Source organism: Streptomyces profundus (genome assembly GCF_020740535.1).
Classification (GTDB): Bacteria; Actinomycetota; Actinomycetes; order Streptomycetales; family Streptomycetaceae; genus Streptomyces; species Streptomyces profundus.
In genome coordinates this window covers 2,142,956-2,167,512 of the sequence record NZ_CP082362.1, presented here as the reverse complement: position 1 = coordinate 2,167,512, position 24,557 = coordinate 2,142,956, and the positions used below count along the sequence as shown (strand labels likewise).

Here is a 24,557-nt window from a genome sequence, read left to right as displayed (position 1 = left end):
ATTGAACTCCCAAGGAGGCAAAGCCCATGCGTGGTGCGCGTAGCGCCAAATGGGTCGCCAGTGCGATAGTCGTGGCTCTTGCCGCGACCGCCTGTGGTGGCAGTGACGACGACGACTCGACGAGCGATGGCGCTTCCGACGGGAACTCGGGGGGCGGCATCGTCCGGGTCGACGGTGGTGAGCCGCAGAACCCGTTGATCCCCTCCGACACCACCGAGGCCTACGGCGGCCTGGTGATGGACAACATCTTCTCGAAGCTCCTTGAGTTCGACGAGAACGGTGAGATCTACATGCTCGCCGCCGAGTCGATCGAGCCCAACGAGGACGCCACGGCGTGGACGGTCACGCTGAAGAGCGGTTGGACCTTCCACGACGGCACCGACGTCACCGCCCAGCACTACGTCAACGCGTGGAACTGGGCCGCGAACATCGACAACAACCAGTCGTCGAGCTTCTGGTTCGCCGACATCGCCGGCTACGAGGACGTGCACCCGGAGGAGGGCTCGCCCACCGGCGAGGAGATGTCGGGTCTGACCGTCGTGGACGACCTGACCTTCGAGATCGCTCTCTCGCACCCGGTCTCGTACTACGACTACAAGCTCGGCTACACGCCGTTCACCCCGCTGCCCGACAGCTTCTACGACGACCCCGAGGGCTTCGGCGAGGCCCCGGTCGGCAACGGCCCGTACCAGCTGGACGAGTGGAACCACAACACGTCCATCAAGCTGAGCACGTACGCGGACTACGCGGGCGACAACGCCCCGAAGAACGACGGCATCGAGATCATCGCCTACACCGGTCTCGACGCGGCCTACCAGGACCTGATCTCGGACAACCTGGACGTCATCCGCCAGGTGGACCCGAAGGACCTGCCGGTCTACGAGCAGGACCTCGGCGACCGCGCCATCACCCAGGCGTACAACGGCATCCAGACGATCGTCCCGGTCAGCTACGGCGACTGGGAGGGCGTTGACCCGCAGGTGCTCCAGGGCATCTCCAAGGCCATCGACCGGGACACCATCACGCAGACCGTGCTCAACGGTTCGCGTACCCCGGCCGACAGCTTCGCGCCCCCCGGCGTGCTGGGCTACCAGGAGGGTGCCGACGGCGGCATCGCGGAGTACGACCCGGAGGCCGCGCGCGACCTGGTCGAGGCCGGTGGCGGCGTCCCGAACAACGAGATGGTGCTCCAGATCAACGGTGACGGTGGCCACCAGGAGTGGGCCGAGGCCGTCTGCAACAGCATCATCGACGCCCTTGACATCGAGTGCACGCTCGACATCAAGCCGGACTTCGACACCGACCTGGAGGCGCGTGCCGCCAACGAGGTGCAGTCCTTCTACCGCGGTGGCTGGCTCGCCGACTACCCGCTGAACGCCAACTTCATGAGCGAGCTGTACCACTCGCGGGCGTCCACCAACTACGGTCGCTTCGACAACCCCGAGGTGGACGAGCTGTTCGAGCAGGGTGACCAGGCCGCCTCGCTTGAGGAGACCGTCGCCGCCTACCAGGACGCCGAGCAGGTCCTCTGGGAGGAGATGCCGGCCATCCCGCTGTGGTTCCAGAACGTCAACGGTGGCTACTCCAACAACGTGGAGAACGTCGCCTTCGACACCGCCGGCATGCCGTTGCTGACCGAAGTCACGGTCAAGTAAGGCCAGTACGGACCAGCAGCGCAAGGGGGCCGACGGGCCACTCCGTCACCGGAGCGGCCCGTCGGCTCCGCCGACTTACATGGAGGAACCATGGGGCGCTATGTCGTGCGGCGACTGCTCCAGATGATTCCGGTGTTCATCGGTGCGACGTTCATCATCTTCATGATGATGTACAGCCTGCCCGGTGACCCGATTCGGGCTCTGTGGGGCGAACGCGCCCCGGACGAGGCCCAGATGGCCGCGATGAAGGAGAGCCTCGGGCTCGATCAGCCCATTCTCAAGCAGTACTGGGACTACCTCACCGGATTGGTCCAGGGCGACTTCGGCACCCAGATAGCCAGCCGCCGCCCGGTGTGGGACGTGATCACGGACGCGTTGCCCGCGACCGTCAGACTCACGGTCCTCGCCTTCGTGATCACCGCGGTCGTGGGCGTCTCCATGGGCCTGATCGCCGGGCTGCGGGCCGGTGGCAAGACCGACCGGGTCATCCTCTTCGGCACCCTGCTGCTCATCTCGGTGCCGGTCTTCGTGATCGGTTACCTCTACCAGACCTACTTCGGGGTCCGCTGGGGCCTGGTCAAGCCGAACGTGCAGGACTCCGAGAGCTGGTCGCAACTCCTGCTTCCAGCCGTGGTGTTGGCGTCCGTGTCGCTGGCCTATGTGGCCCGGTTGACCCGCACGTCCATCGCGGAGAACAAGCGCGCCGACTACATGCGGACCGCTCGCGCCAAGGGCCTGTCCAAGACCCGCGCGGTGCGGGTGCACCTGCTCCGCAACTCCCTCATCCCCGTGATCACCTTCCTCGGCGTGGACCTCGGCAGCCTCTTCGCCGGCGCCATCGTCACCGAGGGCATCTTCAACATCCACGGCATCGGACAGGCCGTCTACCAAGCCCTCAACTCGCGTGAGGGAGCGACGGTGGTGGGAGTCGTCTCCTTCATCATCCTCGTCTACCTCGTCGTCACGTTGATCGTCGACCTGCTGTACGCGGTCCTCGACCCAAGGATTCGCTATGCCTGAGTTCGAAGCCGCGGAGGTAAGCAAGTCCCTGAAGGCCGGGGTGCCGAAGCAGGCCGACGTCGGGGTCACCGCCGACGGCGAGCCGCCGGTGATGGCCGAGTCGGGGCCGGTGCCCGGCAGGCCGCGGAGCCTCCTGTCCGACGCGCTCCACGACCTGGTCCGCAAGCCGACCTTCCTGATCGCGGCGGTGATCATCCTCTTCCTGCTGGTGATGGCCGCCTTCCCCGGCTGGTTCACCAGCGTCAGCCCGCGCGCCGCCGACCTCCAGAACAAGTACCTGGAGAAGCCGGAGCTGACCCACTTCTTCCAGCCCGAGTGGCTCGGCTACAACCAGCAGGGTCAGAGCATCTACGCGCGGATGATCTACGGGGCCAGGGCGTCGATCATCATCGGCATCTGTGTGACCGGCCTGGTGCTGATCTTCGGCGGTCTGATCGGCATGATCGCCGGCTACTTCGGCGGCTGGGTGGACGCGGTGCTCTCCCGGATCACCGACACCTTCATGGGCATCCCGTTCCTGCTGGGCGGCATGGTGATCCTGGTGTCGTTCGACACCAGGACCATCTGGACGGTGACGTTCGCCCTGGCCTTCCTGGGCTGGACCACGATCGCCAGGGTGATGCGCGGTTCGGTGATCTCCATCAAACAGTCGGACTACGTGACGGCGGCCCGTTCGCTGGGCGCGGGCACCTGGCGCATCCTGTTGCGGCATGTGCTGCCCAACGCGGCGGCGCCGGTGATCGTGGTGGCGATGATCGCGCTCGGCGGCTACATCACGGCCGAGGCGGTGCTCTCCTTCCTGGGCATCGGGCTCTCCGACCCGGCGATCTCCTGGGGCGGCGACATCAACCGGGCGCGGCAGCAGATCCGGGTGGCGCCCCATGTGCTGCTCTACCCGTCGATCCTGCTGAGCATCACCATCCTGTCCTTCCTGATGCTGGGGGACGCCGTGCGTGACGCCCTCGACCCCAAGCTGCGCTGAGTTGGAGATACGCGCGTGTCGATTGAAATGACCAAGGCGGATATCCCCGGCGTTCCGCTGCTCGAAGTCCGGGACCTGCATGTCGAGTTCCGCACCAGAGAGGGCGCGGCCAAGGCGGTCAACGGCGTCAGCTACACGGTGGACGCGGGGGAGACCCTCGCGGTGCTCGGCGAGTCCGGCTCCGGCAAGTCGGTGACCGCGCAGACCATCATGGGCATCCTGGACATCCCGCCCGGGAGGATCACCGGTGGCGAGATCCTCTACCGCGGCCAGGACATGCTCAAGATGTCCGAGGACGAGCGGCAGTCGCTGCGCGGCGACAAGATCGCGATGATCTTCCAGGACGCGCTCTCCTCGCTCAACCCGGTGCTGAGCGTGGGCTACCAGCTGGGCGAGATGTTCCGGGTGCACCGGGGCGACAGCCGCAAGGTGGCGAAGGCCAAGGCCATCGAGCTGATGGACCGGGTCCGCATCCCGGCCGCCAAGGAGCGGGTCAACGACTATCCACACCAGTTCTCCGGCGGTATGCGGCAGCGGATCATGATCGCGATGGCGCTGGCCCTGGAGCCGGACGTGATCATCGCGGACGAGCCGACCACCGCGCTGGACGTCACGGTGCAGGCCCAGGTGATGGACCTGCTGGCCGAGTTGCAGCGGGACTTCCAGATGGGCCTGATCCTGATCACCCACGACCTGGGCGTGGTGGCGGACGTCGCCGACAAGATCGCGGTGATGTACGCGGGCCGGATCGTGGAGACCGCCCCGGTGCACGAGCTGTACAAGCGGCCCGCGCATCCGTACACCAAGGGTCTGCTGGAGTCGATCCCGCGCCTGGACCACAAGGGCAAGGACCTCTACGCGATCCAGGGGATGCCGCCCAGCCTCACCGCGATCCCACAGGGCTGCGCGTTCAACCCGCGCTGCCCGCTGGCGCAGGACATCTGCCGCGAGGAGGCGCCGCCGCTGGCCGACGTCCTGGAGCAGGACGGCGGCCCCATCGGCGGCCGGCGGAGCGCGTGCCACTTCTGGAAGGAGACGATCCATGGCTGACCGGGGCGAGCCCATCCTGGAAGTGACCAACCTGGTCAAGCACTTCCCGCTGACCCAGGGCATCCTGTTCAAGCGGAAGATCGGCGCGGTCAAGGCCGTGGACGATGTCTCCTTCGAGCTGTACCAGGGCGAGACGCTGGGCATCGTGGGCGAGTCGGGGTGCGGAAAGTCGACGGTGGCGAGGCTCCTGATGAGCCTGGAGTCGCCGACCTCGGGCACCATCCGCTACAAGGGCGAGGACATCTCCCGGCTGTCCGGGCGGGCGCTGAAGGCGGTGCGGCGGAACATCCAGATGGTGTTCCAGGACCCGTACACCTCGCTCAACCCCCGGATGACGGTGGGCGACATCATCGGGGAGCCGTTCGAGATCCACCCCGAGGTGGCGCCGAAGGGGGACCGGCGGACCAAGGTGCGCGAGCTGTTGGACGTGGTCGGGCTCAACCCCGAGTACATCAACCGCTATCCGCACCAGTTCTCCGGCGGCCAGCGCCAGCGCATCGGCATCGCCCGTGGGCTCGCGCTCAACCCGGAGATCATCATCTGTGACGAGCCGGTCTCCGCGCTGGACGTCTCCGTGCAGGCCCAGGTGATCAACCTGATGGAGCGGCTACAGAACGAGTTCAACCTCTCCTATGTGTTCATCGCCCACGACCTGTCGATCGTGCGGCACATCTCCGACCGGGTCGGCGTGATGTACCTGGGGAAGCTGGCCGAGGTCGGTACCGACACCGAGATCTACGACCACCCGACCCATCCGTACACCCAGGCGCTGCTCTCCGCCGTGCCGCAGCCGGACCCGGAGGTGCGGGAGGCGCGCGAGCGGATCATCCTGGTCGGCGACGTGCCGTCCCCGGCCAACCCGCCGTCCGGCTGCCGCTTCCGCACCCGCTGCTGGAAGGCGCAGGACCGCTGCGCCGAGGAGGTGCCGCTGCTGGCGGTGCCCGAACGGTTCCAGCCGAAGCCCGTTGAGGGCTCCGAGGGTTCCGAAAGCCCTGAGGGCCCCGCCGCCGGCGGTGCCGAGTCCGCGGGGGCCGCGCACTTGTCGGCCTGCCACTTCGCCGAGGAGCGGGACGTGGTGCACGTCTGAGACGTGCGCTCAGCCGGCGCCCGCGCGGTCCCGTCCGCCGAGGATCACGGTGCGCCAGCTGAACCCGTCGGCCGAGAGCCGGTAGTGCCCGGGCTGGCCCAGGTCGGTGAGGAGATGACCGGCCGGTGTCAGCTCGGGCAGCTCGGGGGGCGCGCCCTGGCGGGTGACGGCGAAGCTCAGGGCCCGGTCGGTGCTGGTGTAGATGGCGTCGAACGAGTAGACCGTGAGGCTGCCGTCGGCGCCGGCGATCGGCGTGCCCACCAGCGACTGCGGCCCGGGGCCCGAGCCGGGTGACCAGGTGGGCCGCCAGCTGGCGCCCTCGTCGGAGCTGCGGTAGACGGTGAGCAGGCTGGTGGTCAGCGCCGCGCCGCCGGTGCCCACCGCCCCGTTGCCGCTGGCCAGCACGTACCAGTCGGTGGGTCCTGCGGCCAGCACCAGGGAGTTGACCTCGTGCGGGTGCGGCGTCGGGATCGCGTCGAGCAGCCCGAGCCGCTGCCAGCCGCGCCCGGCGTCCCTGGTGACGGCGATGTCCGGCTGTTCCGTCTCCGGGTCGAGCCCGGCCACCCACCAGCCGCCGTCCGGCAGTGGCCCCGGGCGGCCGAGCTCGGTCAGCGGCGGCTGCTCGGCGAGCCGGCGCGCCTCGGCGGTCTCCGGCAGCAGCACCTCGATGGCCCGGTCGTCGGCGTTCTGGCCGGCCGGCCTCGGCACGGCCCCCGGGGGGATCTCGGGGACGGACTCCGTCGCGGTGGGCTCGGCGGGGGTCCAGTGCCGGCCGCCGTCGCTGGAGACCCAGTCCTGTTCGCCGCTTGAGATCCGCAGCGCCTCGGTGCCCACCGCCTCCACGGTGTAGAGGCTGCCGCCGCGCGGGGTGGGGGGCAGCGGGGTCTCCCTGACCTGCCACTGGTCGGATTCGAGGACGGCGACGTGGTAGGGGCAGTCGTCCGTGCCGTCCGCCGGGGAGCAGCCGATCAGCAGCGCGGCGGCGTGGTCAGGACCGGCGAGGCTCAGCTGTGTCACCTGGCCGGAAAGCTCAGGGGCCGAGGGGATCGGCGGTGGGGCGATCGAGGGAACGGCGCGCGGCGTCGGGGTCGGCGCCTCGGACGCGGCCGGGTCGTCGGTGGTCTGTTCGGTAGCGGTGCAGCTCAACAGGGCCAGCGTGGCCAGCAGCAGCACCTGCGGGAGGGGGGACCTGCGTGCCATGGCCGGACGATAACCCAGCGGGGCGGTCCGGCATATGGGGGTTTTCGGGCAACACTCCGGGATGATGCGCGTCTGATTGGCTGTAAATAGGGATACAAGGGACGGACGCGGCGTGAACCCGGGATATTTCCCCCATCGCCGGATAACCGCATCCACTCCCCTCGCAGGAGGCGCCCATGCCCGGCAGCATCCGTCTGCGCTCAGTCCTCGTCGGGGCGACGGCCGTCGCCCTGGTCGCCACGGGCTGCGGCGGCGGCGACTCGGGAGGCGACGGGGGCGGCTCCGGGGTGATCCGGGCCTCCTGGGGCGATCCCCAGCATCCGTTGGAGCCGGCCAACACCAACGAGGTGCAGGGCGGCAAGGTGCTCGACATGATCTTCCGGGGGCTCAAGCGGTACAACCCGGAGACCGGCGAGGCCGAGGACATGATGGCCGAGTCCATCGAGACCGAGGACCAGCGGAACTTCACCGTCACCATCAAGGACGGCTGGCAGTTCCAGGACGGGACGCCCGTCACCGCCGACTCCTACGTGGACGCCTGGAACTACGGCGCGCATCTGGACAACGCGCAGGTGGCCAGCTACTTCTTCCAGTTCATCGAGGGCTATGACGAGGTCCACCCGGAGGAGGAGGGGGCCGAGGCCACCGCCGACACCCTCAGCGGCCTTGAGGTGACCGGCGAGCACACCTTCGAGGTCCGGCTCTCCGAACCCTTCGCGCTCTGGCCCGAGACCCTGGGCTACGCCGCCTACGCCCCGCTGCCGCAGGCGTTCTTCGAGGACCATGACGCCTGGCTGGCCAAGCCGGTCGGCAACGGCCCGTACCAGATCGACTCCTACCAGCGCAGCCAGCGGATGAACCTGGTCCGCTACGACGACTACAGCGGCCCGGACGACGCGCGGAACGACGGAGTCGAACTGCGGGTCTACACCGACAACAACACCGCCTACACCGACCTCCAGGCCGGCAACCTCGACCTGATCGACGATGTGCCGGCCTCGCAGCTGAAGAACGCGCGGTCCGATCTCGGCGACCGCTACATCAACCAGCCGGCGGGGATCATCCAGACCGTCAGCTTCCCGCTGTACGACGACGCCTGGTCGGGCGACGACGGCGTCAAGCTGCGCCAGGGCCTGTCGATGGCCATCAACCGCGAGGAGATCACCCAGCGGATCTTCCAGGACACCCGCACCCCGGCCAGCGACTTCACCTCGCCGGTGCTCGGCGACGCCGGCGGCTTCCAGGAGGGGCTCTGCGGCGAGGTCTGCGAGTACCACCCGGACCGCGCCAAGGAGTTGATCGACGAGGCCGGCGGCCTGCCCGGCGGCCGGGTCACCCTCTCGTCCAACGTGGACACCGGCTCGCACCGGCAGTGGCTCGACGCGGTCTGCAACAGCGTCAACAACGCCCTGGAGAGCGAGAACGCCTGCACCGTCAACCCGGTGCCGACGTTCGCCGACTTCCGCAACCAGATCTCCAACCGCGAGATGACCGGGATGTTCCGCACCGGCTGGCAGATGGACTACCCGCTGATCCAGAACTTCCTCCAGCCGCTCTACTACACGGACGCCTCCTCCAACGACGGCGGCTACAGCAGCGAGGAGTTCGACGCGCTGGTCGACGAGGCCAACTCGGCGGACAACGAGGACGATTCGGTGAGCCTCTTCCAGGACGCCGAGCAGGTGCTCGTGGACGATCTGCCGGCCATCCCGCTGTGGTACCAGAACGGCACCGCCGGCTACTCGGAACGCCTGCGGGACGTGCGGCTGAACCCGTTCTCGGTGCCGGTCTTCACCGACATCACCGTCGGCTGACCCCGCCTCGCTCCCCATCGGAGGCCCCATGGGACGCTACGTCATCCGGCGCCTGCTCCAGATGATCCCGGTCTTCATCGGCGCCACCTTCCTGATCTTCCTGATGGTCTACGCGCTGGGCGATCCGGTGGCCGCCCTCTTCGGGGACCGCGGTCCCGACCCGGCGACCGCCGCCGCGCTGCGGGCCGAGTTCAACCTCGACAAGCCGGTGTGGCAGCAGTACGTGCTCTACATGGGCAAGATCTTCACCGGCGACTTCGGTACGGCCTTCAACGGCGAGCCGGTGATCGACCTGATGGGACGGGCCTTCCCGATCAGCGCGCGACTGATGTTGGTCGCGCTCATCTTCGAAGTGATCATCGGCATCACCCTGGGCGTCATCACCGGCCTGCGGCGCGGCCGTTCGCTGGACACCTCGGTGCTGGTGCTGACCCTGGTGGTGATCGCGATCCCGACCTTCGTGCTGGGCACCACGCTCCAGTACTTCCTCGGGGTCGAGTTCGGCTGGATCGATCCCGCGGTCGGGCCCGAGGGCCGGATCGACGAGCTGATCGTGCCGGGGATGATCCTCGCGCTGGTCTCGCTCGCCTATGTCACCAGGCTGACCAGGACCTCGGTGGCGGAGAACATCCGCGCCGACTACATCCGCACGGCCGTGGCCAAGGGGCTGCCCAGGCGGCGGGTGACCGTGCGGCACCTGCTGCGCAACTCCCTGATCCCGGTGGTGACCTACCTCGGCGCCGACATCGGCAACCTGATGGCCGGCGCCATCGTCACCGAGCGGATCTTCAACATCCAGGGCGTCGGCTACCAGCTCTTCCAGGGCATCCTCCGGCAGAACTCCCCGACCGTCGTCGGCTTCGTCGTGGTGCTGGTGCTGATCTTCCTGCTGGCCAACCTGCTGGTCGACCTCCTCTACGCCGTGCTCGACCCGAGGATTCGCTATGCCTGAACCCACGTCGCAACCGCCGTTCGGGGGCCAGGAGGACGCGGGCGCCAAGGCGTTGGGGGTGACCGGCGTCGAGCCGGTGCCGGAGGAGGCGCGCAGCCTCTGGTCGGACGCCTGGCACGATCTGCGTCGCAACCCGATCTTTGTGATCTCGGCGCTGCTCATTCTCTTTCTGGTGCTGATCTCCCTGTGGCCGTCCCTGATCGCCTCGCGCAGCCCCGTCCACTGCCAGCTGGGCCGCTCCCTGGAAGGGCCCAGCGCGGGGCACTGGTTCGGCTTCGACACCCAGGGCTGCGACGTCTACACCCGCACCGTCTACGGCGCCCGGGCCTCGATCGCGGTCGGCGTCTGCGCCACACTCGGCGTCGCCCTGGTCGGCGCGGTGGTCGGCAGCCTGGCCGGCTTCTACGGCGGGTTCTGGGACACCCTGCTCTCCCGGCTGACCGACGTGTTCTTCGGCATCCCCATGGTGCTGGGCGCCATCGTCTTCCTGAGCATGATCACGCTCAGCGGGATCTGGCCGGTGGTGCTGGTGATCGCCGCGCTTGGCTGGCCGCAGATCGCCCGCATCGCCAGGGGAGCGGTGATCACCGCCAAGCAGAACGACTACGTGCAGGCGGCCCGCGCCCTCGGCGCCAGCAACACCAGGATGCTGCTGCGGCACATCATGCCCAACGCCATCGCCCCGGTGATCGTGATGGCCACCATCATGCTGGGCACCTTCATCGCGCTTGAGGCCACGCTCAGCTATCTGGGCGTGGGCCTCCGGCCGCCCACCGTGTCCTGGGGCGTGGACATCTCGGCCGCTTCGGACGGCATGCAGTTCCGCAACGCGCCCCACATCCTGCTCTATCCGGCCGCCGCGCTGAGCATCACGGTGCTGGCCTTCATCATGCTGGGCGACGCGGTACGCGATGCCCTCGATCCCAGGCTGCGCTGAGGGGCGAAGGGAAGGAGACGCGATGCTGCTCGAAGTCCGCGATCTGCGCGTGGAGTTCCAGACCAGGGACGGGCTGATCCAGGCGGTCAACGGGGTCAGCTACTCGGTGGACGCCGGCGAGACGCTCGCCGTGCTGGGGGAGTCGGGCTCGGGCAAGTCCGTCACCGCGCAGGCGGTCATGGGCATCCTGGACTCGCCACCCGGCCGGATCGCCGGGGGCGAGGTGCGCTTCCAGGGCCGGGACCTGCTCACCCTCCGCGCCGAGGAGCGCCGCCGGATCAGGGGCGAGAAGATCGCGATGATCTTCCAGGACGCGCTCTCCTCGCTCAACCCGGTGCTGAGCGTGGGCTACCAGCTGGGCGAGATGTTCCGGGTGCACCGGGGCGCGGGCCGCAAGGAGGCGAAGGCCAGGGCCATCGAGCTGATGGAGCGGGTGCGCATCCCGGCCGCCAGGGAGCGGGTCAACGACTATCCGCACCAGTTCTCCGGCGGTATGCGGCAGCGGATCATGATCGCGATGGCGCTGGCCCTGGAGCCCGAGCTGATCATCGCGGACGAGCCGACCACCGCGCTGGACGTCACCGTGCAGGCCCAGGTGATGGACCTGCTGGGGGAGTTGCAACGCGAGTTCCGGATGGGACTGATCCTGATCACCCACGATCTGGGCGTGGTCGCCGGAGTGGCGGACCGGATCGCGGTGATGTACGCGGGCCGGATCGTGGAGAACGCCCCGGTGCACGAGCTGTACAGCCGGCCGGCGCATCCGTACACCAAGGGCCTGCTGGAGTCGATCCCGCGCCTCGACCACAAGGGGGGCGAGCTGCGCGCGATCAAGGGCCTGCCGCCCAACCTGGCGCGTATTCCCGCGGGTTGCCCCTATCACCCGCGCTGCCCGCTGGCGCGGGACGTCTGCCGGGTCGATCCCCGCCCCCCGCTCTACGAGGTCGCGCCCCTGCGGTCGAGCGCCTGCCACTTCTGGAAGGAGACCGTCGGTGAGTGACCCACGCGGCGAGCCGATCCTGGAGGTCGTCGATCTGGTCAAGCACTTCCCGCTGACCCGGGGCATCCTGTTCAGGCGGCAGATCGGCGCGGTCAAGGCGGTGGACGGGGTGTCGCTCTCCCTCTACCCCGGCGAGACGCTGGGCATCGTGGGCGAGTCGGGGTGCGGAAAGTCGACGGTGGCGAAGCTCCTGATGAACCTGGAGTCGCCGACCTCGGGCACCATCCGCTACAAGGGCGAGGACATCTCCCGGCTGTCCGGGCGGGCGCTGAAGGCGGTGCGGCGGAACATCCAGATGGTGTTCCAGGACCCGTACACCTCGCTCAACCCCAGGATGACGGTGGGCGACATCATCGGGGAGCCGTTCGAGATCCACCCCGAGGTGGCGCCGAAGGGGGACCGAAGGACCAGGGTGCGCGAGCTGTTGGACGTGGTCGGGCTCAACCCCGAGTACATCAACCGCTATCCGCACCAGTTCTCCGGCGGCCAGCGCCAGCGTATCGGCATCGCCAGAGGTCTGGCCCTCAATCCGGAGATCATCGTGGCCGACGAGCCGGTCTCCGCGCTGGACGTCTCCGTGCAGGCCCAGGTGATCAACCTGATGGAGCGGCTACAGAATGAGTTTGGCCTGTCGTATATGTTTATCGCCCACGATCTTTCGATTGTTCGCCATATCTCCGACCGTGTCGGCGTGATGTATTTGGGGCGGGTCGTGGAGATCGGCAGCGACGAGGAGATCTACCGGTTTCCGACCCATCCGTACACCCAGGCGCTGCTCTCCGCCGTGCCGGTGCCCGATCCGGTGGCGAGCAGCCGGCGGGAACGGATCATTCTCGCCGGAGATGTGCCTTCTCCGGCCAATCCGCCCTCCGGATGCCATTTTCGTACCCGGTGTTGGAAGGCCCAGCAGAAGTGCGCCGACGTGGACCCGGACCTGGTCGTTCCCGGGCATCTGCGGGCCGAGGGGCCGCCCGTCGCGCATCCGTCGGCCTGTCACTTCGCGGCCACCAAACCCGAGGTCACGGCGGACTGAACGGGCTGAGGCAGCCCAACGGGCAGCGGAGGCAGCGGAGTTGGAGGTACCGAGGCGGTGCGGTCCCATGGCCGCACCGCCTCGGTCTACGGCACCCGCACGGCCGTACCGCCACAGTCTGGGACGTTCGGATATCGGTGCCGGGTCGGGGGCGTTGCCGCCTTGTTAACAGGCCGCCTCCCGCCTTATCCGTACATTTCTGATTGACTCTGGTCCGGTCAAGCGCGATATGGCGTCAGTTCGCCTTCGTATTGGCCTGCTCGGGCACCTTCAGAGGTTTATACCTTTGTTATCCCTTGACGGGAAACTCCACCCCTTGCCAAAGTCGCGCTCTACACGCATCGCACGCGAGAGCGCCATCGGGGGGCCATCTGATGTCCAGCGATACCCAGGTCGTCGCCGCCGAACTGGTGGGCCGGTCCCCTGGGCAGCTGATGTGGCGCCGATTCCGCCGCGACCGGATCGGGGTCATATCCGCCTGTATCGTGCTCTCCTTCTTCCTGGTGGGACTGCTGGCGCCCGTCATCTCCTGGCTGTACGGAAAGGACCCCTACACCCGTTACGGCCAGATAGAACCGGATCTGCTGAACGAGTTCGGCTATCCGGTCAAGCCCAACGGCGGAATCGACGGGGAGTTCTGGTTCGGTCTCGAACCCGGCATGGGGCGGGACGTGTTGACCCAGCTGGTGTACGGGATCCGCACCTCGCTGCTGATCGCGCTCGCGGTGACCGTGCTGGCCACCCTCACCGCGATCGTGCTGGGCATCGCCGCCGGCTATCTGGGCGGCAAGACCGACTTCCTGATCAGCCGGTTCATCGACCTGCTGATGGCCTTCCCCAACCAGCTGTTCTTCGTGGCCTTCCTGCCGATCGTGGCGACGCTCTTCGTGGACCCGAGAGAGGAGACGCCCACCTATGTGCGGGTGGTTTCGATCGTCGTGGTGCTCTGGGTGCTGGGCTGGATGACGCTGGGCCGCATCCTGCGCGGCGCGACGCTGGCCCTGCGGGAACGGGAGTTCGTCGAGGCGGCCAAGGTGAGCGGGGCCTCGCCCTGGCGGATCATCCGCAAGGAGCTGCTGCCCAACGTGGTCTCCCCGATGCTGGTGCAGGCGACGTACATGTTGCCCAACTTCGTGACCACGGCCGCCGCGCTCTCCTACCTCGGCGTGGGCCTGGTGGAGCCCACCCCCGACTGGGGGCGGATGTTCGCCATCGGTGCCGAGGTCTACCGCGCCGACATCACCTACATGTTCTTCCCCGGAGTGTCGTTGGTGGTCTTCGTGGTCGCCTTCAACCTGCTCGGGGACTCGGTGCGCGACGCGTTCGACCCCAAGACCATCCGCTGACACAACGAAACGGGCAGGTGCGTAAGAACCCATGAGCAAGAGATCACTGCGCCAGGTGCGCCTGACGGGGGCGGCCATCGCCCTGACCGGCGCGCTGATCCTCAGCGCGTGTAGCAGCGGCGGAGGTGGCGGGGGCGACGGCGGCGGGGGCCAGGAGAACGGGGGGCCGGCCGCCGAGGCACCCGAGGAGATATCCTTCGGCGACGTCGAGGCGTCCACGGGACCGGCCGAGGAGGTGCCCGGCGCCACCCCGGGCGGCACGGTCTACGTGCTTCAGGAGGTCTCCCCCAACCACCTGGACCCGGGGCAGATCTATGTGGCGGCCGAGTCCACCATCGCGTCCCTGATCCACCGGGGCCTGACCGCCGTCCGGTTGGACAACGAGGGCAACTACACCGTGGTCGGCGACCTGGCCACCGACGCCGGCACCGTCTCCGAGGACGGCCGCACCTGGACGTACACCCTCAAGGACGGCATCCACTTCAACGACGGCACGCCGATCACCTCGGCCGACGTCCGCCACACCTTCGAGCGCACCTTCGCCCCCTTCGTCACCAACGGCCCGACCTTCGTCCAGCAGTGGCTGGCCGACGCCGAGGGCGCCGAGTACCGCGAGCTGCTGCCCGAGGGGCCCTACGAGGGCGACCACCTGCCGGACACGGTGCTGGAGACCCCGGACGAGAAGACGGTGGTCTTCCACTTCGAACAGCCGCAGACCGACCTCCCCTACGCGCTCTCGATGGTCGGCTACGCGCTGGTCTCCGAGGCGGGGGACACCCAGGAGACCTACGACCAGGAGCCGTTGACCACCGGCCCCTACGCCATCGAGGACTTCCGGCCCGACCGCTCGATGACGTTGGTGCGCAACGAGCACTGGGACCCGGCGACCGATCCGGCGCGCAACGCCTACCCGGACCGGTTCGAGATCACCTTCGGCCACAGCGCGGACGACTCCACCACGCGACTGATGGCCGACAACGGGGACGACCGCTACGCCCTCAGCTTCAACAGCAGCGTGGACCCGGGCAACGCCCCCGAGGTCGCCTCCAACCCGGAGTACCAGGAGCGCCTGGTCCAGGGCTACCAGCAGTATGTGGCCGCCCTGGCGATCAACATGGACCGGGTCACCGACGTCAAGGTGCGCCAGGCCATCGCCTACGCCCTCCCGTTGAACGGCGTGCTCAACGCCTACGGGGGCGCGTTCTCCGGCGAGTACGCCGGTGGCCTGATCAGCCCGCTGCTGCCCGGCTACGAGGAGGGCTACGACCCCTACGGCAAGCTGGCCAACCCGCAGGGCGACATCGAGCGGGCCAGGGAGCTGCTGGAGGAGGCGGACGCGGTCGGCTACGAGCTGAACTACGTGCACCACACCAACAACGAGGACGCCAGGGCCGCCGTGGCCGTGGAGGACGCGCTGGAGGAGGCCGGCTTCGTGGTCAACCGCAGCGATGTGCCGCAGACCTCCTACTACGACACGATCGGCGTGGTGGACAACGGCTACGACCTGTACCGCAGCAACTGGGGCCATGACTGGCTCTCCAGCGCCACGGTGATCCCGCCGCAGTTCGACGGCCGGCAGATCCAGGACCAGGCCAGCAACTACACCCATCTCAACGACGAGCACGTCAACGCGGAGATCGACCGCATCAGGGAGATCACCGACCCCGCCGAGGCGGCTGCCGAGTGGTTCGGGCTGAACAAGTACCTCGTCGAGGACGTGGTGGCCCAGATACCGCTCTACTACTACAAGATGAACATCCTGCACGGCTCCCTGATCGGCGGCGCCGAGTTCAACGCCGGCCTGGGCACCGTGGACATGCAACGTATCCATGTGATCCAGGACGAGAGCTGACGGTCGCTGACCTGAGGGGCGTCCACCCAGCGCGGTGGGCGCCCCGCCCGGACCCCGGCCGACCGATCGTAAAAGGGCTGCTACCCGATGCTCCGATTCCTGCTGCGGCGATCGCTGGGCGCCATCGCCATCCTGCTGATCATCAGCGCCGTCACGTTCTTCCTGTTCTACGCGATCCCGCGCAACCCAGCGCTGCTGGCCTGCGGAAAGACCTGCACGCCCGACCAGTTGGCGATCGTGGAGCGGAACCTGGGCATCGACAAGCCGGTGCCCGTGCAGTACTGGGAGTACATGGTGGGGCTGTTCGCGGGCCGGGACTTCCCGGCCGGCTCCTGTCCCGCGCCCTGCCTCGGCTTCTCCTTCACCGACAACCGGCCGGTGCTCGACACCATCCTGGACCGGCTGCCCACCACCCTCTCGCTGGCCAGCGGCGGCGCCGTGGTCTTCCTGATCGTCGGCCTCGGCCTCGGCATGCTGGCCGCCTGGCAGCGCGGCACCCTGCTGGACAAGACGGTCAGCTCCGCCTCCCTGGTGCTCAGCTCGGCGCAGATCTACTTCATCGGCCCGCTGGCCCTCGCGCTGCTGGTGCACAACACCCAGATCCTCAGTCAACCCAAGTACGTGCCGTTCACCGACGATCCGATGGGCTGGTTCAACGGGCTGCTGCTGCCCTGGCTGGTGCTCGCCACCATCTTCACCGCCAACTACACCAGGATGGCCAGGGCGACGCTGATCGAGCAGCTGCGCGAGGACCATGTGCGCGCGGCCAAGGCCAAGGGCATGTCCCGGCCGACGGTGTTCTTCCGCTACGCCTGGCGCGGCTCGCTGATCCCGATCGTCACCATCTTCGGCATCGACCTCGGCTCGCTGTTCGGCGGCGCGATGATCACCGAGATCACCTTCAACCTGCCGGGGCTCGGCAGACTCGCCGTGAACTCCGTGATCGAGTCCAACCTGCCCATGCTGATGGGCGTGATGCTCTTCGCCGCGCTGATGATCGTGCTCTTCAACATCCTGGTGGATGCCTGTTATGCGCTGATCGACCCGCGTGTGCGGCTGGCCTAGGAGCGTTTGAGAATGACCGTTACCAGCCCGGAAACCGGCCCGAACACCGACCCCTTTCTGACCGTGTCCGATCTGCGGGTGCACTTCTCGACCGAGGACGGCGTGGTCAAGGCCGTGGACGGGCTGTCCTTCGAGGTCGAGCGCGGCCGGACCCTCGGCATCGTCGGCGAGTCGGGTTCCGGCAAGTCCGTGGCCACCCAGACCATCCTGGGCCTGCACGGCCAGTCCACCACCACCATCTCCGGCGAGATCAAGCTGGAGGGCGAGGAGCTGACGACCGCGCCCGAGCGGCGCCTCGAACGGCTGCGCGGCAACACCGCGGCCATGATCTTCCAGGACCCGCTCACCGCGCTCTCGCCCTACTACACCGTCGGCCGCCAGATCGGGGAGCCGTACCGCAAGCACCGGGGCGCCTCCCGCAGGGCGGCCAGGGAGCGGGCCATCGAGATGCTGGCCAAGGTGGGCATCCCCAACCCGGCCAGGCGGGTGGACGACTACCCCCACCAGTTCTCCGGCGGGATGCGCCAGCGCGTGATGATCGCCATGGCGCTGATCTGCGACCCCGACCTGTTGATCGCCGACGAGCCGACCACCGCGCTGGACGTCACCGTGCAGGCCCAGATCCTGGACCTGCTGATGGACCTCCAGCAGGAGTTCGGCTCGGCGATCATCATGATCACCCACGACCTGGGCGTGATCGCGGGCGTCGCCGACGACGTGCTGGTGATGTACGCCGGCCGGGCCGTGGAGCGCGGCACGGTGCACGAGGTGCTGGCCGCCCCCCGCCACCCCTACACCTGGGGCCTTCTCACCTCCATGCCCCGGCTGACCGCCGATGTGGAGAAGGAGCTGGTGCCCATCGCGGGCACCCCGCCCAGCCTGCTCTCCCCGCCGCCCGGCTGCCCGTTCGAGCCGCGCTGCCGCTTCGTGGACGAGGTGGCCGACGGGCGCTGCGCCGGCGAGCGTCCCACGCTGCCCGAGGGGCGCGGCGCCGCCTGCCACCTCACCGACGCGCAGCAGCAGACGTTCTACGGCGAACGGATCAGGCCCAGGCTCGCCTGAGGCCCGGCACCGCACCACCCCGGCGGCAGCGGCCGGGCCCGAGCCAGCGTGAGGACTTCAACCATGAGCACCGTCAGCACGTCCGAGAAAGAGCGGGAGGCGCCCGCGGGGGACCCCCTGATGACCGTCGAGGGGCTGACCAAGCACTTCCCGGTCAAGGGCGGCTTCCCCTTCAAACGGACGGTCGGCGCCGTCAAGGCCGTCGACGGCCTCGACTTCACCGTGCACGCCGGGGAGAGCTTCGGCCTCGTCGGGGAGTCCGGCTGCGGGAAGTCCACCACCGGACGGCTGCTGGCCCGGCTGCTGGAGCCGACCGCCGGCCGGATCACCTACCGGGACCGGGACATCACCCGCGCCACGCGGCGCGAGCTGGCCCCCGTCAGGTCCGAGATCCAGATGATCTTCCAGGACCCCTACTCCTCGCTCAACCCCCGGCAGACCGTGGGCTCCATCGTGGGCGCCCCGCTGGAGATCAACGGAGTGCACCCGCCCGGCGGTCGGGAGGCCAGGGTGCGCGAGCTGCTGGAGACGGTCGGCCTCAACCCCGAGCACTACAACCGTTTCCCGCACGAGTTCTCCGGCGGCCAGCGGCAGCGGATCGGCGTGGCCAGGGCGCTGGCCCTGGAGCCCAAGCTGATCGTCGCCGACGAGCCGGTCTCCGCCCTGGACGTCTCGATCCAGGCCCAGGTGATCAACCTGCTGCGGCGGGTGCAGCGCGAGCACGGCATCGCGTTCCTCTTCATCGCCCACGACCTCGCCGTCGTCCGGCACTTCTCCCAGCGGATCGCGGTGATGTACCTCGGCAGGATCGTGGAGATAGGGGATCGCGAGGCGATCTACGAACGCCCCCGCCACCCCTACACCCACGCGCTGCTCTCCGCGGTGCCGGAGGCCGAGTCGGTGCTGGCCGATCCCGCGCCCCCGACCGAGGCGGACGGCTCGGCGCAACCCCAGAGTTCGGGGGCCAGGGGGGCGCGTGGGAGGAGGGAGCGCATCCGCCTGGAGGGGGACGTGCCCTCGCCCATGAACCCGCCCTCCGGCTGCCGCTTCCGCACCCGCTGCTGGAAGGCCCAGGCCCGCTGTGCCAGCGAGGAGCCGCCTCTGGTCCGGCTGGGCGGCGACGCCGAAGGGCATCTGACCGCCTGCCACTTCCCCGAGGAGGGCACTGTCCTGGTGGAGTGAGCGGGGGGCGTGCGCCCCTGGTCTGCTCCTGTGCTCCGCGCCATGCGAGGGCCACGGAACGTTATGATCCGTGGCGCATGGCGAGAAGGCGTGTCCCTCCTGCGGCGTCGGACGCGCCGTCTCACCGTGCCCTGAACCAGGCACGATTCCATGGAGGTGATCTCGGGTGGCGCTCTCCGTCTCAGCGGTGTTGCTGCTTCTGGTCATTGTCGTTCTGCTGGTCAGGCGAGCGGGGCTGAACACGTTGCACGCGGTGGTCTGCGTGCTGCTCGGCTTCTACCTCGCCAGCTCCAACATGGCCCCGACCATCGACAACTTCAGCAGCGGAGTAGCCGACATGATCAGCTCACTCAGCTTCTGAGCGACCCCCGCCCGTGTAGGGGGAACGTAGGCTGCCCCCCATGAGTTCCGGTCAGCCCGGCGTGCTGCTCGTGCACGCGCACCCCGACGACGAGACGATCACCAACGGTGTGACCATGGCCGCCTGTGTCGCGGCAGGGGCCAGGGTCACGCTGGTCACCTGCACCCTGGGCGAGGAGGGGGAGATCATCCCCGACTCGCTCGGGCATCTCGCCGCGGACCGCGAGGACGCCCTCGGCGGCTACCGGGCCGAGGAGTTGGCGACCGCGATGGCCGCCCTCGGCGTCACCGACCACCGGCTGCTCGGCGGCCCCGGCCGCTACCGGGACTCCGGCATGATGGGGCTGGCCGGCAACGACCGCCCCGAATCCTTCTGGCGGGCCGACCTCGACGAGGCGGCCGACACCCTCGCCGAGATCGTCGTCGAGACCCGCCCCGACGTGTTGATCACCTACGACCCCGAGGGCGGCTACGGCCACCCGGACCACATCCAGGCCCACCGCGTCGCCATGCGCGCGGTCCAACGCGCGGGCGACCGCCACCGGGTGGCCCGCGTGCTGTGGAACTGCCTGCCGGCCGCCGAGGCCGAGGCCCGGCTCGAGCGGCTGCGCGCCGACGGGCCCGGACGGTTCCCCGACGTCGCCGAGGTCGGCGACCTCCCCGGCGTGACCGACGAGGCGTCCGTGGCCGTCTCGGTGCGCGGCACGGCCGCCGCCTACGCCGCCAAGCAGGCCGCGATGGCGGCCCACGCCACCCAGATCGAGGTCGCGGGGGAGACCTTCGCGCTCTCCAACGGGCTGGCCCAACCCCTCTGGGAGACGGAGTACTTCCGGCTGGGCGCCGGCCAACCCCCGCCGCCGGGCGCCCGGGACGACATCTTCGCCGGCCTGACCGGGGGAGCGTCACGATGAGGATCGCCGCCTATCTGGGCCTGGGTGTGCTGGGCCTGCTCGCCGGCGTCGCCGGCTCGCTGGTGCAGGGCGGATGGTTCCCGCTCGGCGCGCTCCTCGCCCTGGCCGGCTGCGGCGGCCTCTTCTGGGGCGGCGCCCTGCTCACCCGCACCCGGGTCGGCGCCGCCGCCCCCGCCGGCGGCTGGATGCTGGCGGTGCTGCTGCTCACCGTCAGCCGCCCCCAGGGCGACTTCGTCTACGCCGCGGGCGCGAGCAGTTACCTCTTTCTGCTGGGCGGTATGACCGTCGCCGTGCTCTGTGCCACCCTGGCCCCCACCGAACGCCCCATGTTCGCCGTGCCCGAGACGCGTTCCCCCAGGTAACGGGCGCGTCGGCGACGGATGTCGGGCACGGGTACGGATGTGCCAATCCTGTGGTGAGGGCGTGGCGACTGTCCGACCCCAGTATCGTGGGGCCAGCCGCCGTCCCCGGTAGTGTCCGGGCCGGCTGGTGAAGCCCAACCGGGAGATCCTGCCTTGAGTCGTGAAACTGACAATCCGCCCAACCCCCGGGGATGGGGTGACCCCCACCGCAACGAGGGGGACGGAGAGGCCCGCCCCGGGCCCCCGCCGGCGGAGGAGAAGAAGACCGAGACCACGATGACGACCCGCGCGCGGATCAACATCCCAGGTTCCCGGCCTATTCCCCCGATCGTGGTGCGGGAGACCGTGGACGACGAGGCGGTGCGCGCCGCGCCGCCCCCGCCCCTGCCGACCCGGAACAAGCCGGGCTCCGGCCCCCGCGCCGAGTCGGCCGGCCGCCCCGCCCAGGGCGCCCCGGCGTCCGCCGCCGGTGACCCGGGCAAGAAGACGAGTTCCTGGTTCGAGCCGCGCAAGCCGCCGGCGACGGGGGCCATGCCCCAGGTCGACGCGCAGGGCCGCCAGGAGGCGCCGTCGGATGACGGCCCCCCCACCCCGCCGGGAGGACACCCGCAGTTCTCCGACACGCCGCCGGAGGGCGTGCCGGGAGTGGATCAACCGCCGGGCACCCCCGCCTGGTTCGGCGGCTCGTCCGACGGGCCGCCGGCGGTCACTCCGCAGGGTCCGTTGCCGCCCAGGCCCGTCGGCCCGACCACGGGGCCGGCCGCCGGCACCATGGCGGTGCCGCCCGTCCCGGGGCAGACGGTCGCCCCCCACTCGGGCGCGCCGGCGGGATTCCCGCCGGACGACCCGGCGCCCCGGCCCGGCGGCATTCCCCCGCAGGCCGTGGGGCATCCGCCGCCCGTCGACGACCCCGTGGGCACCACGATGGACCTCGGCGGTCCCTTCCCGCCCGCGCCGCCCAAGGGGCTCGGCGCCGAGAGCGATCTCACCGCCACGGGCGCGCTGCCGAGCCCGTTCGCCTCCGACGACCCGGCCTCCTCCGGGTCGGGGCCCGCGGTCCCGCCGCCCGGGCCGCGCCCCGAGCCGGGCTCCGACGGCGAGCGGCCCCCGGCCGAGCCCAAGGCGGCCAAGGCCGCCCCGCGCGGCAGGTCCAAGGTGAAGCTGCTGGTCGTCGCCGTGGTCGGCCTGGGCGTGATCGCCTATGGCGCGGGTCTCTTCCTCAACCCCGAGGACGTGTCCAAGGGCACCACCGTCCTGGGCGCCGAGATCGGCGGGATGAGCACCCAGGAGGCCCAGAGCCACCTGGAGTCGCGCCTCGACGCGGCCAACAACGAGCCGCTGATCCTGCTGATCGACGGGCAGGAGGTCGAGTTGAAGCCCAGCGTGGCCGGTCTCGCCGTGGACACGGAGGCCACCGCGCGCGCCGCCTCTGGCACGGACTACAGCCCGGTCGCCGTCATCGGCTCGCTCTTCGGCTCCGCCCGCGAGGTCGACGCCGTGTTCTCCGTCGACCGCGAGAAGCTGACCGTGGCGCTGGCCGACGTCACCGCGGGTGCCGGCGGCAACGGCCCGGTCGACGGCACCGTCGTCTTCGAGGGCGGCCAGGCCATCGGCCGTGCGGGGCAGGCCGGTTCGGCCATCGACCCGCAGGGCGCGGCCGACGCCGTGGAGGCGGCGTTCAGGGAGCGGGCGGCGGGCGACGGCGACTCCGTCGTCGAACTGCCCGTCACCACGCAGGAGCCGCTGGTCGGCGAGGAGCAGGTGGCGCAGGCGCTCGCGGAGTTCGGCGAGCCGGCGATGTCCGGCTGGGTCTGGCTCTCCGCCGCCGGCGTCGAACTGCCCATGAGCCCCGACACGTTGACCCGGGTGCTCAGCATGGAGCCCAGCGACCAGGGCAACCTCCAGCCGGTGATCGACCCGGACGCGCTGGCCGAGGTGTACGGCTCCACCTTCGACGGGGTGCTGATCGACGCGGGCAGCGGCCTGGTGGAGATGACCCCCGAGCACGCGGCTGCGGCGCTGATCCCGGCGCTGCGCGAGGCCGCCGTGGCCGACGACGGTCCTGACCGCCGGGTCGCCGAGGTCGAGGGCGCCACCTTCGGCTGACGAGGCCCCGTTCTCCCCACGAGGCGGCGTCCACCCTTCCCCGGGTGGGCGCCGCCTCGTGCGTCAGGCGTCTTCGGCTGGGGCGGTGCGGTAGTGGTAGTGGTGGTGCGCGGCGAAGCCGAGCCGGTCGTAGAGCGCGCCGGCCGCCTGGTTCTCCAGCGTCACCTGGAGGTAGGCCGCCGACGCGCCCTCGGCCAGGGCGGTGCGGGCGAGTTCCGCCATCAGCGCGGTGGCCAGCCCCCGGCGGCGGTGCCCGGGCGCGACCTCGATCGAGGCGAAGCCGGCCCAGCGCCCGTCCACCACACAGCGCCCCACGGCCGCCGGCGGTTCGCCGGGACCGGCCGGCACCAGCGCGAACCAGACCGAGGGGCCCGCGCTCAACACCCGGCGGGCCGTGGCCGGATCACGCAGCGCCGACGGGTTCGCGGCCAGCCACTCGTCGGTCAGCTCCCGGCCGATCCGCACCCGGGGGTCCGGCTCCCGGTCCGCCAGCGGCGCCAGCGCGCCGACCAGCAGCGCGGTGAAGGCGTCGCCCGGCCAGCCCCGTTCCGCCAGCAGTGCCACCAGCGCCTCGTCCGCGTCCGCGGCGCCCGTGGCCAGTTGGACGCGGGGCGGCAGCCCGCGCTCTTGGTACCAGCGGCAGAGCTGGTCGAGGTCGGGCATGTCCGGGCCCAGCGGCACCGCCGAGTTGGCCCGCCTGGTCCAGCCGGCCCCTGCCCTGAGCAGCAGGTCGCCGCGCCGTTCGGCCTCGGGCGCCGGCCAGCTCCTGGCGGCGACGGCGACCAACTCGCGGACTCCGGCGGCCGGTATCCCCCGGCGCCTGGCCGGCGCCTGGGGCACCACCTTGCCGGCGACCAGAGCGGACTCCGACAGCCTCACGGACCGCCCCGTGCGTTGTGTGACATAGAGCACACCATTCGTCCACGAGGTGAGCACGCCCAGGGTGTCCGTGAATCGCCCGGAACGGCCGTCCGGCTCCGCAAGCGTCCGAATCGAGACGCGTTTCCCCACGTCAGCGGGGGTGATACGGACTTCGAGCCGAGCCCGGAACGTGAATTCCATCGTGTGAGCCAACCCCTCAGGTGTGCGCATGGGCCTCAACCGGCGATACTAGGTCGGAGCATCAGCGACACCGCGCCACGTGCGCCCAGGCGGATCGCCGCCCCAACGAGGAGGACTGACAGCGTGACCTACGTGATCGCCGAGCCTTGTGTCGATCTCAAGGACAAGGCATGCATCGAGGAATGCCCCGTCGATTGCATCTACGAGGGGCAGCGCGCTCTCTATATCCATCCCGACGAGTGTGTGGACTGCGGTGCCTGTGAGCCCGTCTGCCCGGTCGAGGCCATCTTCTACGAGGACGATGTCCCGGACGAGTGGAAGGACTACTACAAGGCCAACGTCGAGTTCTTCGACGAGCTGGGTTCCCCCGGCGGCGCCAGCAAGTTGGGCCTGATCGAGCGGGACCATCCGCTGGTCGGCGCGTTGCCGCCGCAGAGCCACGACGAGTGAGGCGCTGCCTCGGGCCGCCGCCCGAGGCGTGTGCCACCCTGAGCACCCGGTCTCGCACAATCGAGGAGA

Annotated in this window: 22 protein-coding genes; 20 read left to right on the top strand and 2 right to left on the bottom strand. The window is 69.7% G+C overall.

Features of this window, described 5'->3' with window-relative positions; genetic code table 11:
• Nucleotides 1–26 precede the first annotated feature (26 nt).
• The 5 genes from K4G22_RS09325 to K4G22_RS09305 all read left to right on the top strand — a co-directional run bounded on the left by K4G22_RS09325 (nt 27) and on the right by K4G22_RS09305 (nt 5,794).
• Nucleotides 27–1,655, top strand: coding sequence for a peptide ABC transporter substrate-binding protein (locus K4G22_RS09325; RefSeq protein WP_228079417.1), 1,629 nt, complete (start codon nt 27–29; stop codon nt 1,653–1,655).
• A 90-nt stretch (nt 1,656–1,745) separates the two neighbouring features.
• Nucleotides 1,746–2,675, top strand: a complete 930-nt coding sequence (locus tag K4G22_RS09320; RefSeq protein WP_228079416.1) for an ABC transporter permease — start codon at nt 1,746–1,748, stop codon at nt 2,673–2,675.
• Nucleotides 2,668–3,657: an ABC transporter permease gene (locus K4G22_RS09315; protein ID WP_228079415.1), complete on the top strand. Its 990-nt coding sequence runs from the start codon at nt 2,668–2,670 to the stop codon at nt 3,655–3,657. Before K4G22_RS09320 ends, K4G22_RS09315 begins: the two co-directional genes overlap by 8 nt.
• Before the next feature lie 27 nt (nt 3,658–3,684).
• Entirely contained in the window at nt 3,685–4,707 is a 1,023-nt protein-coding gene (locus tag K4G22_RS09310) for an ABC transporter ATP-binding protein (RefSeq protein ID WP_228084014.1), read from the top strand.
• Entirely contained in the window at nt 4,700–5,794 is a 1,095-nt protein-coding gene (locus K4G22_RS09305; RefSeq protein WP_228079414.1) for an ABC transporter ATP-binding protein, read from the top strand. The genes K4G22_RS09310 and K4G22_RS09305 overlap by 8 nt, the downstream gene beginning before the upstream one ends.
• Before the next feature lie 9 nt (nt 5,795–5,803).
• Here K4G22_RS09305 and K4G22_RS09300 read toward each other — a convergent pair whose 3' ends face one another.
• Nucleotides 5,804–6,994 carry a beta propeller repeat protein gene (locus K4G22_RS09300; protein WP_228079413.1) on the bottom strand — a complete coding sequence of 397 codons (1,191 nt, stop codon included), beginning with the start codon at nt 6,992–6,994 and terminating at the stop codon, nt 5,804–5,806.
• 176 nt (nt 6,995–7,170) lie between these two features.
• Here K4G22_RS09300 and K4G22_RS09295 point away from each other — a divergent pair, with 176 nt between their 5' ends.
• The 14 genes from K4G22_RS09295 (at nt 7,171) to K4G22_RS09230 (ending at nt 22,976) form a co-directional block, all read left to right on the top strand.
• The gene (locus K4G22_RS09295) at nt 7,171–8,808 is read left to right on the top strand and encodes a peptide ABC transporter substrate-binding protein (protein ID WP_228079412.1); all 1,638 of its coding nucleotides are present in this window, start codon (nt 7,171–7,173) and stop codon (nt 8,806–8,808) included.
• A 28-nt stretch (nt 8,809–8,836) separates the two neighbouring features.
• Nucleotides 8,837–9,760, top strand: coding sequence for an ABC transporter permease (locus K4G22_RS09290; RefSeq protein ID WP_228079411.1), 924 nt, complete (start codon nt 8,837–8,839; stop codon nt 9,758–9,760).
• Nucleotides 9,753–10,697, top strand: a complete 945-nt coding sequence (locus K4G22_RS09285; RefSeq protein WP_228079410.1) for an ABC transporter permease — start codon at nt 9,753–9,755, stop codon at nt 10,695–10,697. The genes K4G22_RS09290 and K4G22_RS09285 overlap by 8 nt, the downstream gene beginning before the upstream one ends.
• Nucleotides 10,698–10,719: 22 nt before the next feature.
• Nucleotides 10,720–11,697: an ABC transporter ATP-binding protein gene (locus K4G22_RS09280; protein WP_228079409.1), complete on the top strand. Its 978-nt coding sequence runs from the start codon at nt 10,720–10,722 to the stop codon at nt 11,695–11,697.
• The gene (locus K4G22_RS09275) at nt 11,690–12,730 is read left to right on the top strand and encodes an ABC transporter ATP-binding protein (protein WP_228079408.1); all 1,041 of its coding nucleotides are present in this window, start codon (nt 11,690–11,692) and stop codon (nt 12,728–12,730) included. Before K4G22_RS09280 ends, K4G22_RS09275 begins: the two co-directional genes overlap by 8 nt.
• Nucleotides 12,731–13,104: 374 nt before the next feature.
• Nucleotides 13,105–14,076, top strand: coding sequence for an ABC transporter permease (locus tag K4G22_RS09270; RefSeq protein ID WP_228079407.1), 972 nt, complete (start codon nt 13,105–13,107; stop codon nt 14,074–14,076).
• Between the two features lie 31 nt (nt 14,077–14,107).
• A complete protein-coding gene (locus K4G22_RS09265) occupies nt 14,108–15,928 on the top strand; it encodes an ABC transporter substrate-binding protein (protein ID WP_228079406.1) in 1,821 nt (606 codons plus the stop codon).
• A gap of 87 nt (nt 15,929–16,015) precedes the next feature.
• Nucleotides 16,016–16,993 carry an ABC transporter permease gene (locus K4G22_RS09260; protein ID WP_228079405.1) on the top strand — a complete coding sequence of 326 codons (978 nt, stop codon included), beginning with the start codon at nt 16,016–16,018 and terminating at the stop codon, nt 16,991–16,993.
• Nucleotides 16,994–17,005: 12 nt separating this feature from the next.
• A complete protein-coding gene (locus K4G22_RS09255) occupies nt 17,006–18,055 on the top strand; it encodes an ABC transporter ATP-binding protein (protein ID WP_228079404.1) in 1,050 nt (349 codons plus the stop codon).
• A 63-nt stretch (nt 18,056–18,118) separates the two neighbouring features.
• The gene (locus tag K4G22_RS09250) at nt 18,119–19,237 is read left to right on the top strand and encodes an ABC transporter ATP-binding protein (protein WP_228079403.1); all 1,119 of its coding nucleotides are present in this window, start codon (nt 18,119–18,121) and stop codon (nt 19,235–19,237) included.
• A gap of 166 nt (nt 19,238–19,403) precedes the next feature.
• Complete coding sequence (locus tag K4G22_RS09245; protein WP_228079402.1) at nt 19,404–19,598, top strand: hypothetical protein; 195 nt, start codon at nt 19,404–19,406, stop codon at nt 19,596–19,598.
• Nucleotides 19,599–19,638: 40 nt separating this feature from the next.
• Complete coding sequence (mshB, locus tag K4G22_RS09240; RefSeq protein ID WP_228079401.1) at nt 19,639–20,508, top strand: N-acetyl-1-D-myo-inositol-2-amino-2-deoxy-alpha-D-glucopyranoside deacetylase; 870 nt, start codon at nt 19,639–19,641, stop codon at nt 20,506–20,508.
• The gene (locus K4G22_RS09235; RefSeq protein ID WP_228079400.1) at nt 20,505–20,870 is read left to right on the top strand and encodes a DUF6113 family protein; all 366 of its coding nucleotides are present in this window, start codon (nt 20,505–20,507) and stop codon (nt 20,868–20,870) included. The genes mshB and K4G22_RS09235 overlap by 4 nt, the downstream gene beginning before the upstream one ends.
• Nucleotides 20,871–21,023: 153 nt before the next feature.
• The gene (locus tag K4G22_RS09230; protein WP_228079399.1) at nt 21,024–22,976 is read left to right on the top strand and encodes a hypothetical protein; all 1,953 of its coding nucleotides are present in this window, start codon (nt 21,024–21,026) and stop codon (nt 22,974–22,976) included.
• A gap of 63 nt (nt 22,977–23,039) precedes the next feature.
• Here the strand turns inward: K4G22_RS09230 and K4G22_RS09225 are convergent, their stop codons facing one another.
• Nucleotides 23,040–24,038: a GNAT family N-acetyltransferase gene (locus K4G22_RS09225; RefSeq protein WP_228079398.1), complete on the bottom strand. Its 999-nt coding sequence runs from the start codon at nt 24,036–24,038 to the stop codon at nt 23,040–23,042.
• Between the two features lie 123 nt (nt 24,039–24,161).
• On the opposite strand from K4G22_RS09225, the gene fdxA reads away from it, so the two are divergent.
• Nucleotides 24,162–24,488 carry a ferredoxin gene (gene fdxA, locus K4G22_RS09220; protein WP_228079397.1) on the top strand — a complete coding sequence of 109 codons (327 nt, stop codon included), beginning with the start codon at nt 24,162–24,164 and terminating at the stop codon, nt 24,486–24,488.
• Nucleotides 24,489–24,557 lie beyond the last annotated feature (69 nt).

Coding starts and splice junctions, on each gene's coding strand:
- K4G22_RS09300 (WP_228079413.1), bottom strand. CDS start 6,994: ATGGCACGCAGGTCCCCCCTCCCGCAGGTGCTGCTGCTGGCCACGCTG.
- K4G22_RS09285 (WP_228079410.1), top strand. CDS start 9,753: ATGCCTGAACCCACGTCGCAACCGCCGTTCGGGGGCCAGGAGGACGCG.
- K4G22_RS09310 (WP_228084014.1), top strand. CDS start 3,685: ATGACCAAGGCGGATATCCCCGGCGTTCCGCTGCTCGAAGTCCGGGAC.
- K4G22_RS09270 (WP_228079407.1), top strand. CDS start 13,105: ATGTCCAGCGATACCCAGGTCGTCGCCGCCGAACTGGTGGGCCGGTCC.
- K4G22_RS09265 (WP_228079406.1), top strand. CDS start 14,108: ATGAGCAAGAGATCACTGCGCCAGGTGCGCCTGACGGGGGCGGCCATC.
- K4G22_RS09315 (WP_228079415.1), top strand. CDS start 2,668: ATGCCTGAGTTCGAAGCCGCGGAGGTAAGCAAGTCCCTGAAGGCCGGG.
- K4G22_RS09225 (WP_228079398.1), bottom strand. CDS start 24,038: ATGGAATTCACGTTCCGGGCTCGGCTCGAAGTCCGTATCACCCCCGCT.
- K4G22_RS09305 (WP_228079414.1), top strand. CDS start 4,700: ATGGCTGACCGGGGCGAGCCCATCCTGGAAGTGACCAACCTGGTCAAG.
- K4G22_RS09255 (WP_228079404.1), top strand. CDS start 17,006: ATGACCGTTACCAGCCCGGAAACCGGCCCGAACACCGACCCCTTTCTG.
- K4G22_RS09280 (WP_228079409.1), top strand. CDS start 10,720: ATGCTGCTCGAAGTCCGCGATCTGCGCGTGGAGTTCCAGACCAGGGAC.
- K4G22_RS09325 (WP_228079417.1), top strand. CDS start 27: ATGCGTGGTGCGCGTAGCGCCAAATGGGTCGCCAGTGCGATAGTCGTG.
- K4G22_RS09320 (WP_228079416.1), top strand. CDS start 1,746: ATGGGGCGCTATGTCGTGCGGCGACTGCTCCAGATGATTCCGGTGTTC.
- K4G22_RS09235 (WP_228079400.1), top strand. CDS start 20,505: ATGAGGATCGCCGCCTATCTGGGCCTGGGTGTGCTGGGCCTGCTCGCC.
- K4G22_RS09260 (WP_228079405.1), top strand. CDS start 16,016: ATGCTCCGATTCCTGCTGCGGCGATCGCTGGGCGCCATCGCCATCCTG.
- K4G22_RS09290 (WP_228079411.1), top strand. CDS start 8,837: ATGGGACGCTACGTCATCCGGCGCCTGCTCCAGATGATCCCGGTCTTC.
- K4G22_RS09250 (WP_228079403.1), top strand. CDS start 18,119: ATGAGCACCGTCAGCACGTCCGAGAAAGAGCGGGAGGCGCCCGCGGGG.
- mshB (WP_228079401.1), top strand. CDS start 19,639: ATGAGTTCCGGTCAGCCCGGCGTGCTGCTCGTGCACGCGCACCCCGAC.
- K4G22_RS09295 (WP_228079412.1), top strand. CDS start 7,171: ATGCCCGGCAGCATCCGTCTGCGCTCAGTCCTCGTCGGGGCGACGGCC.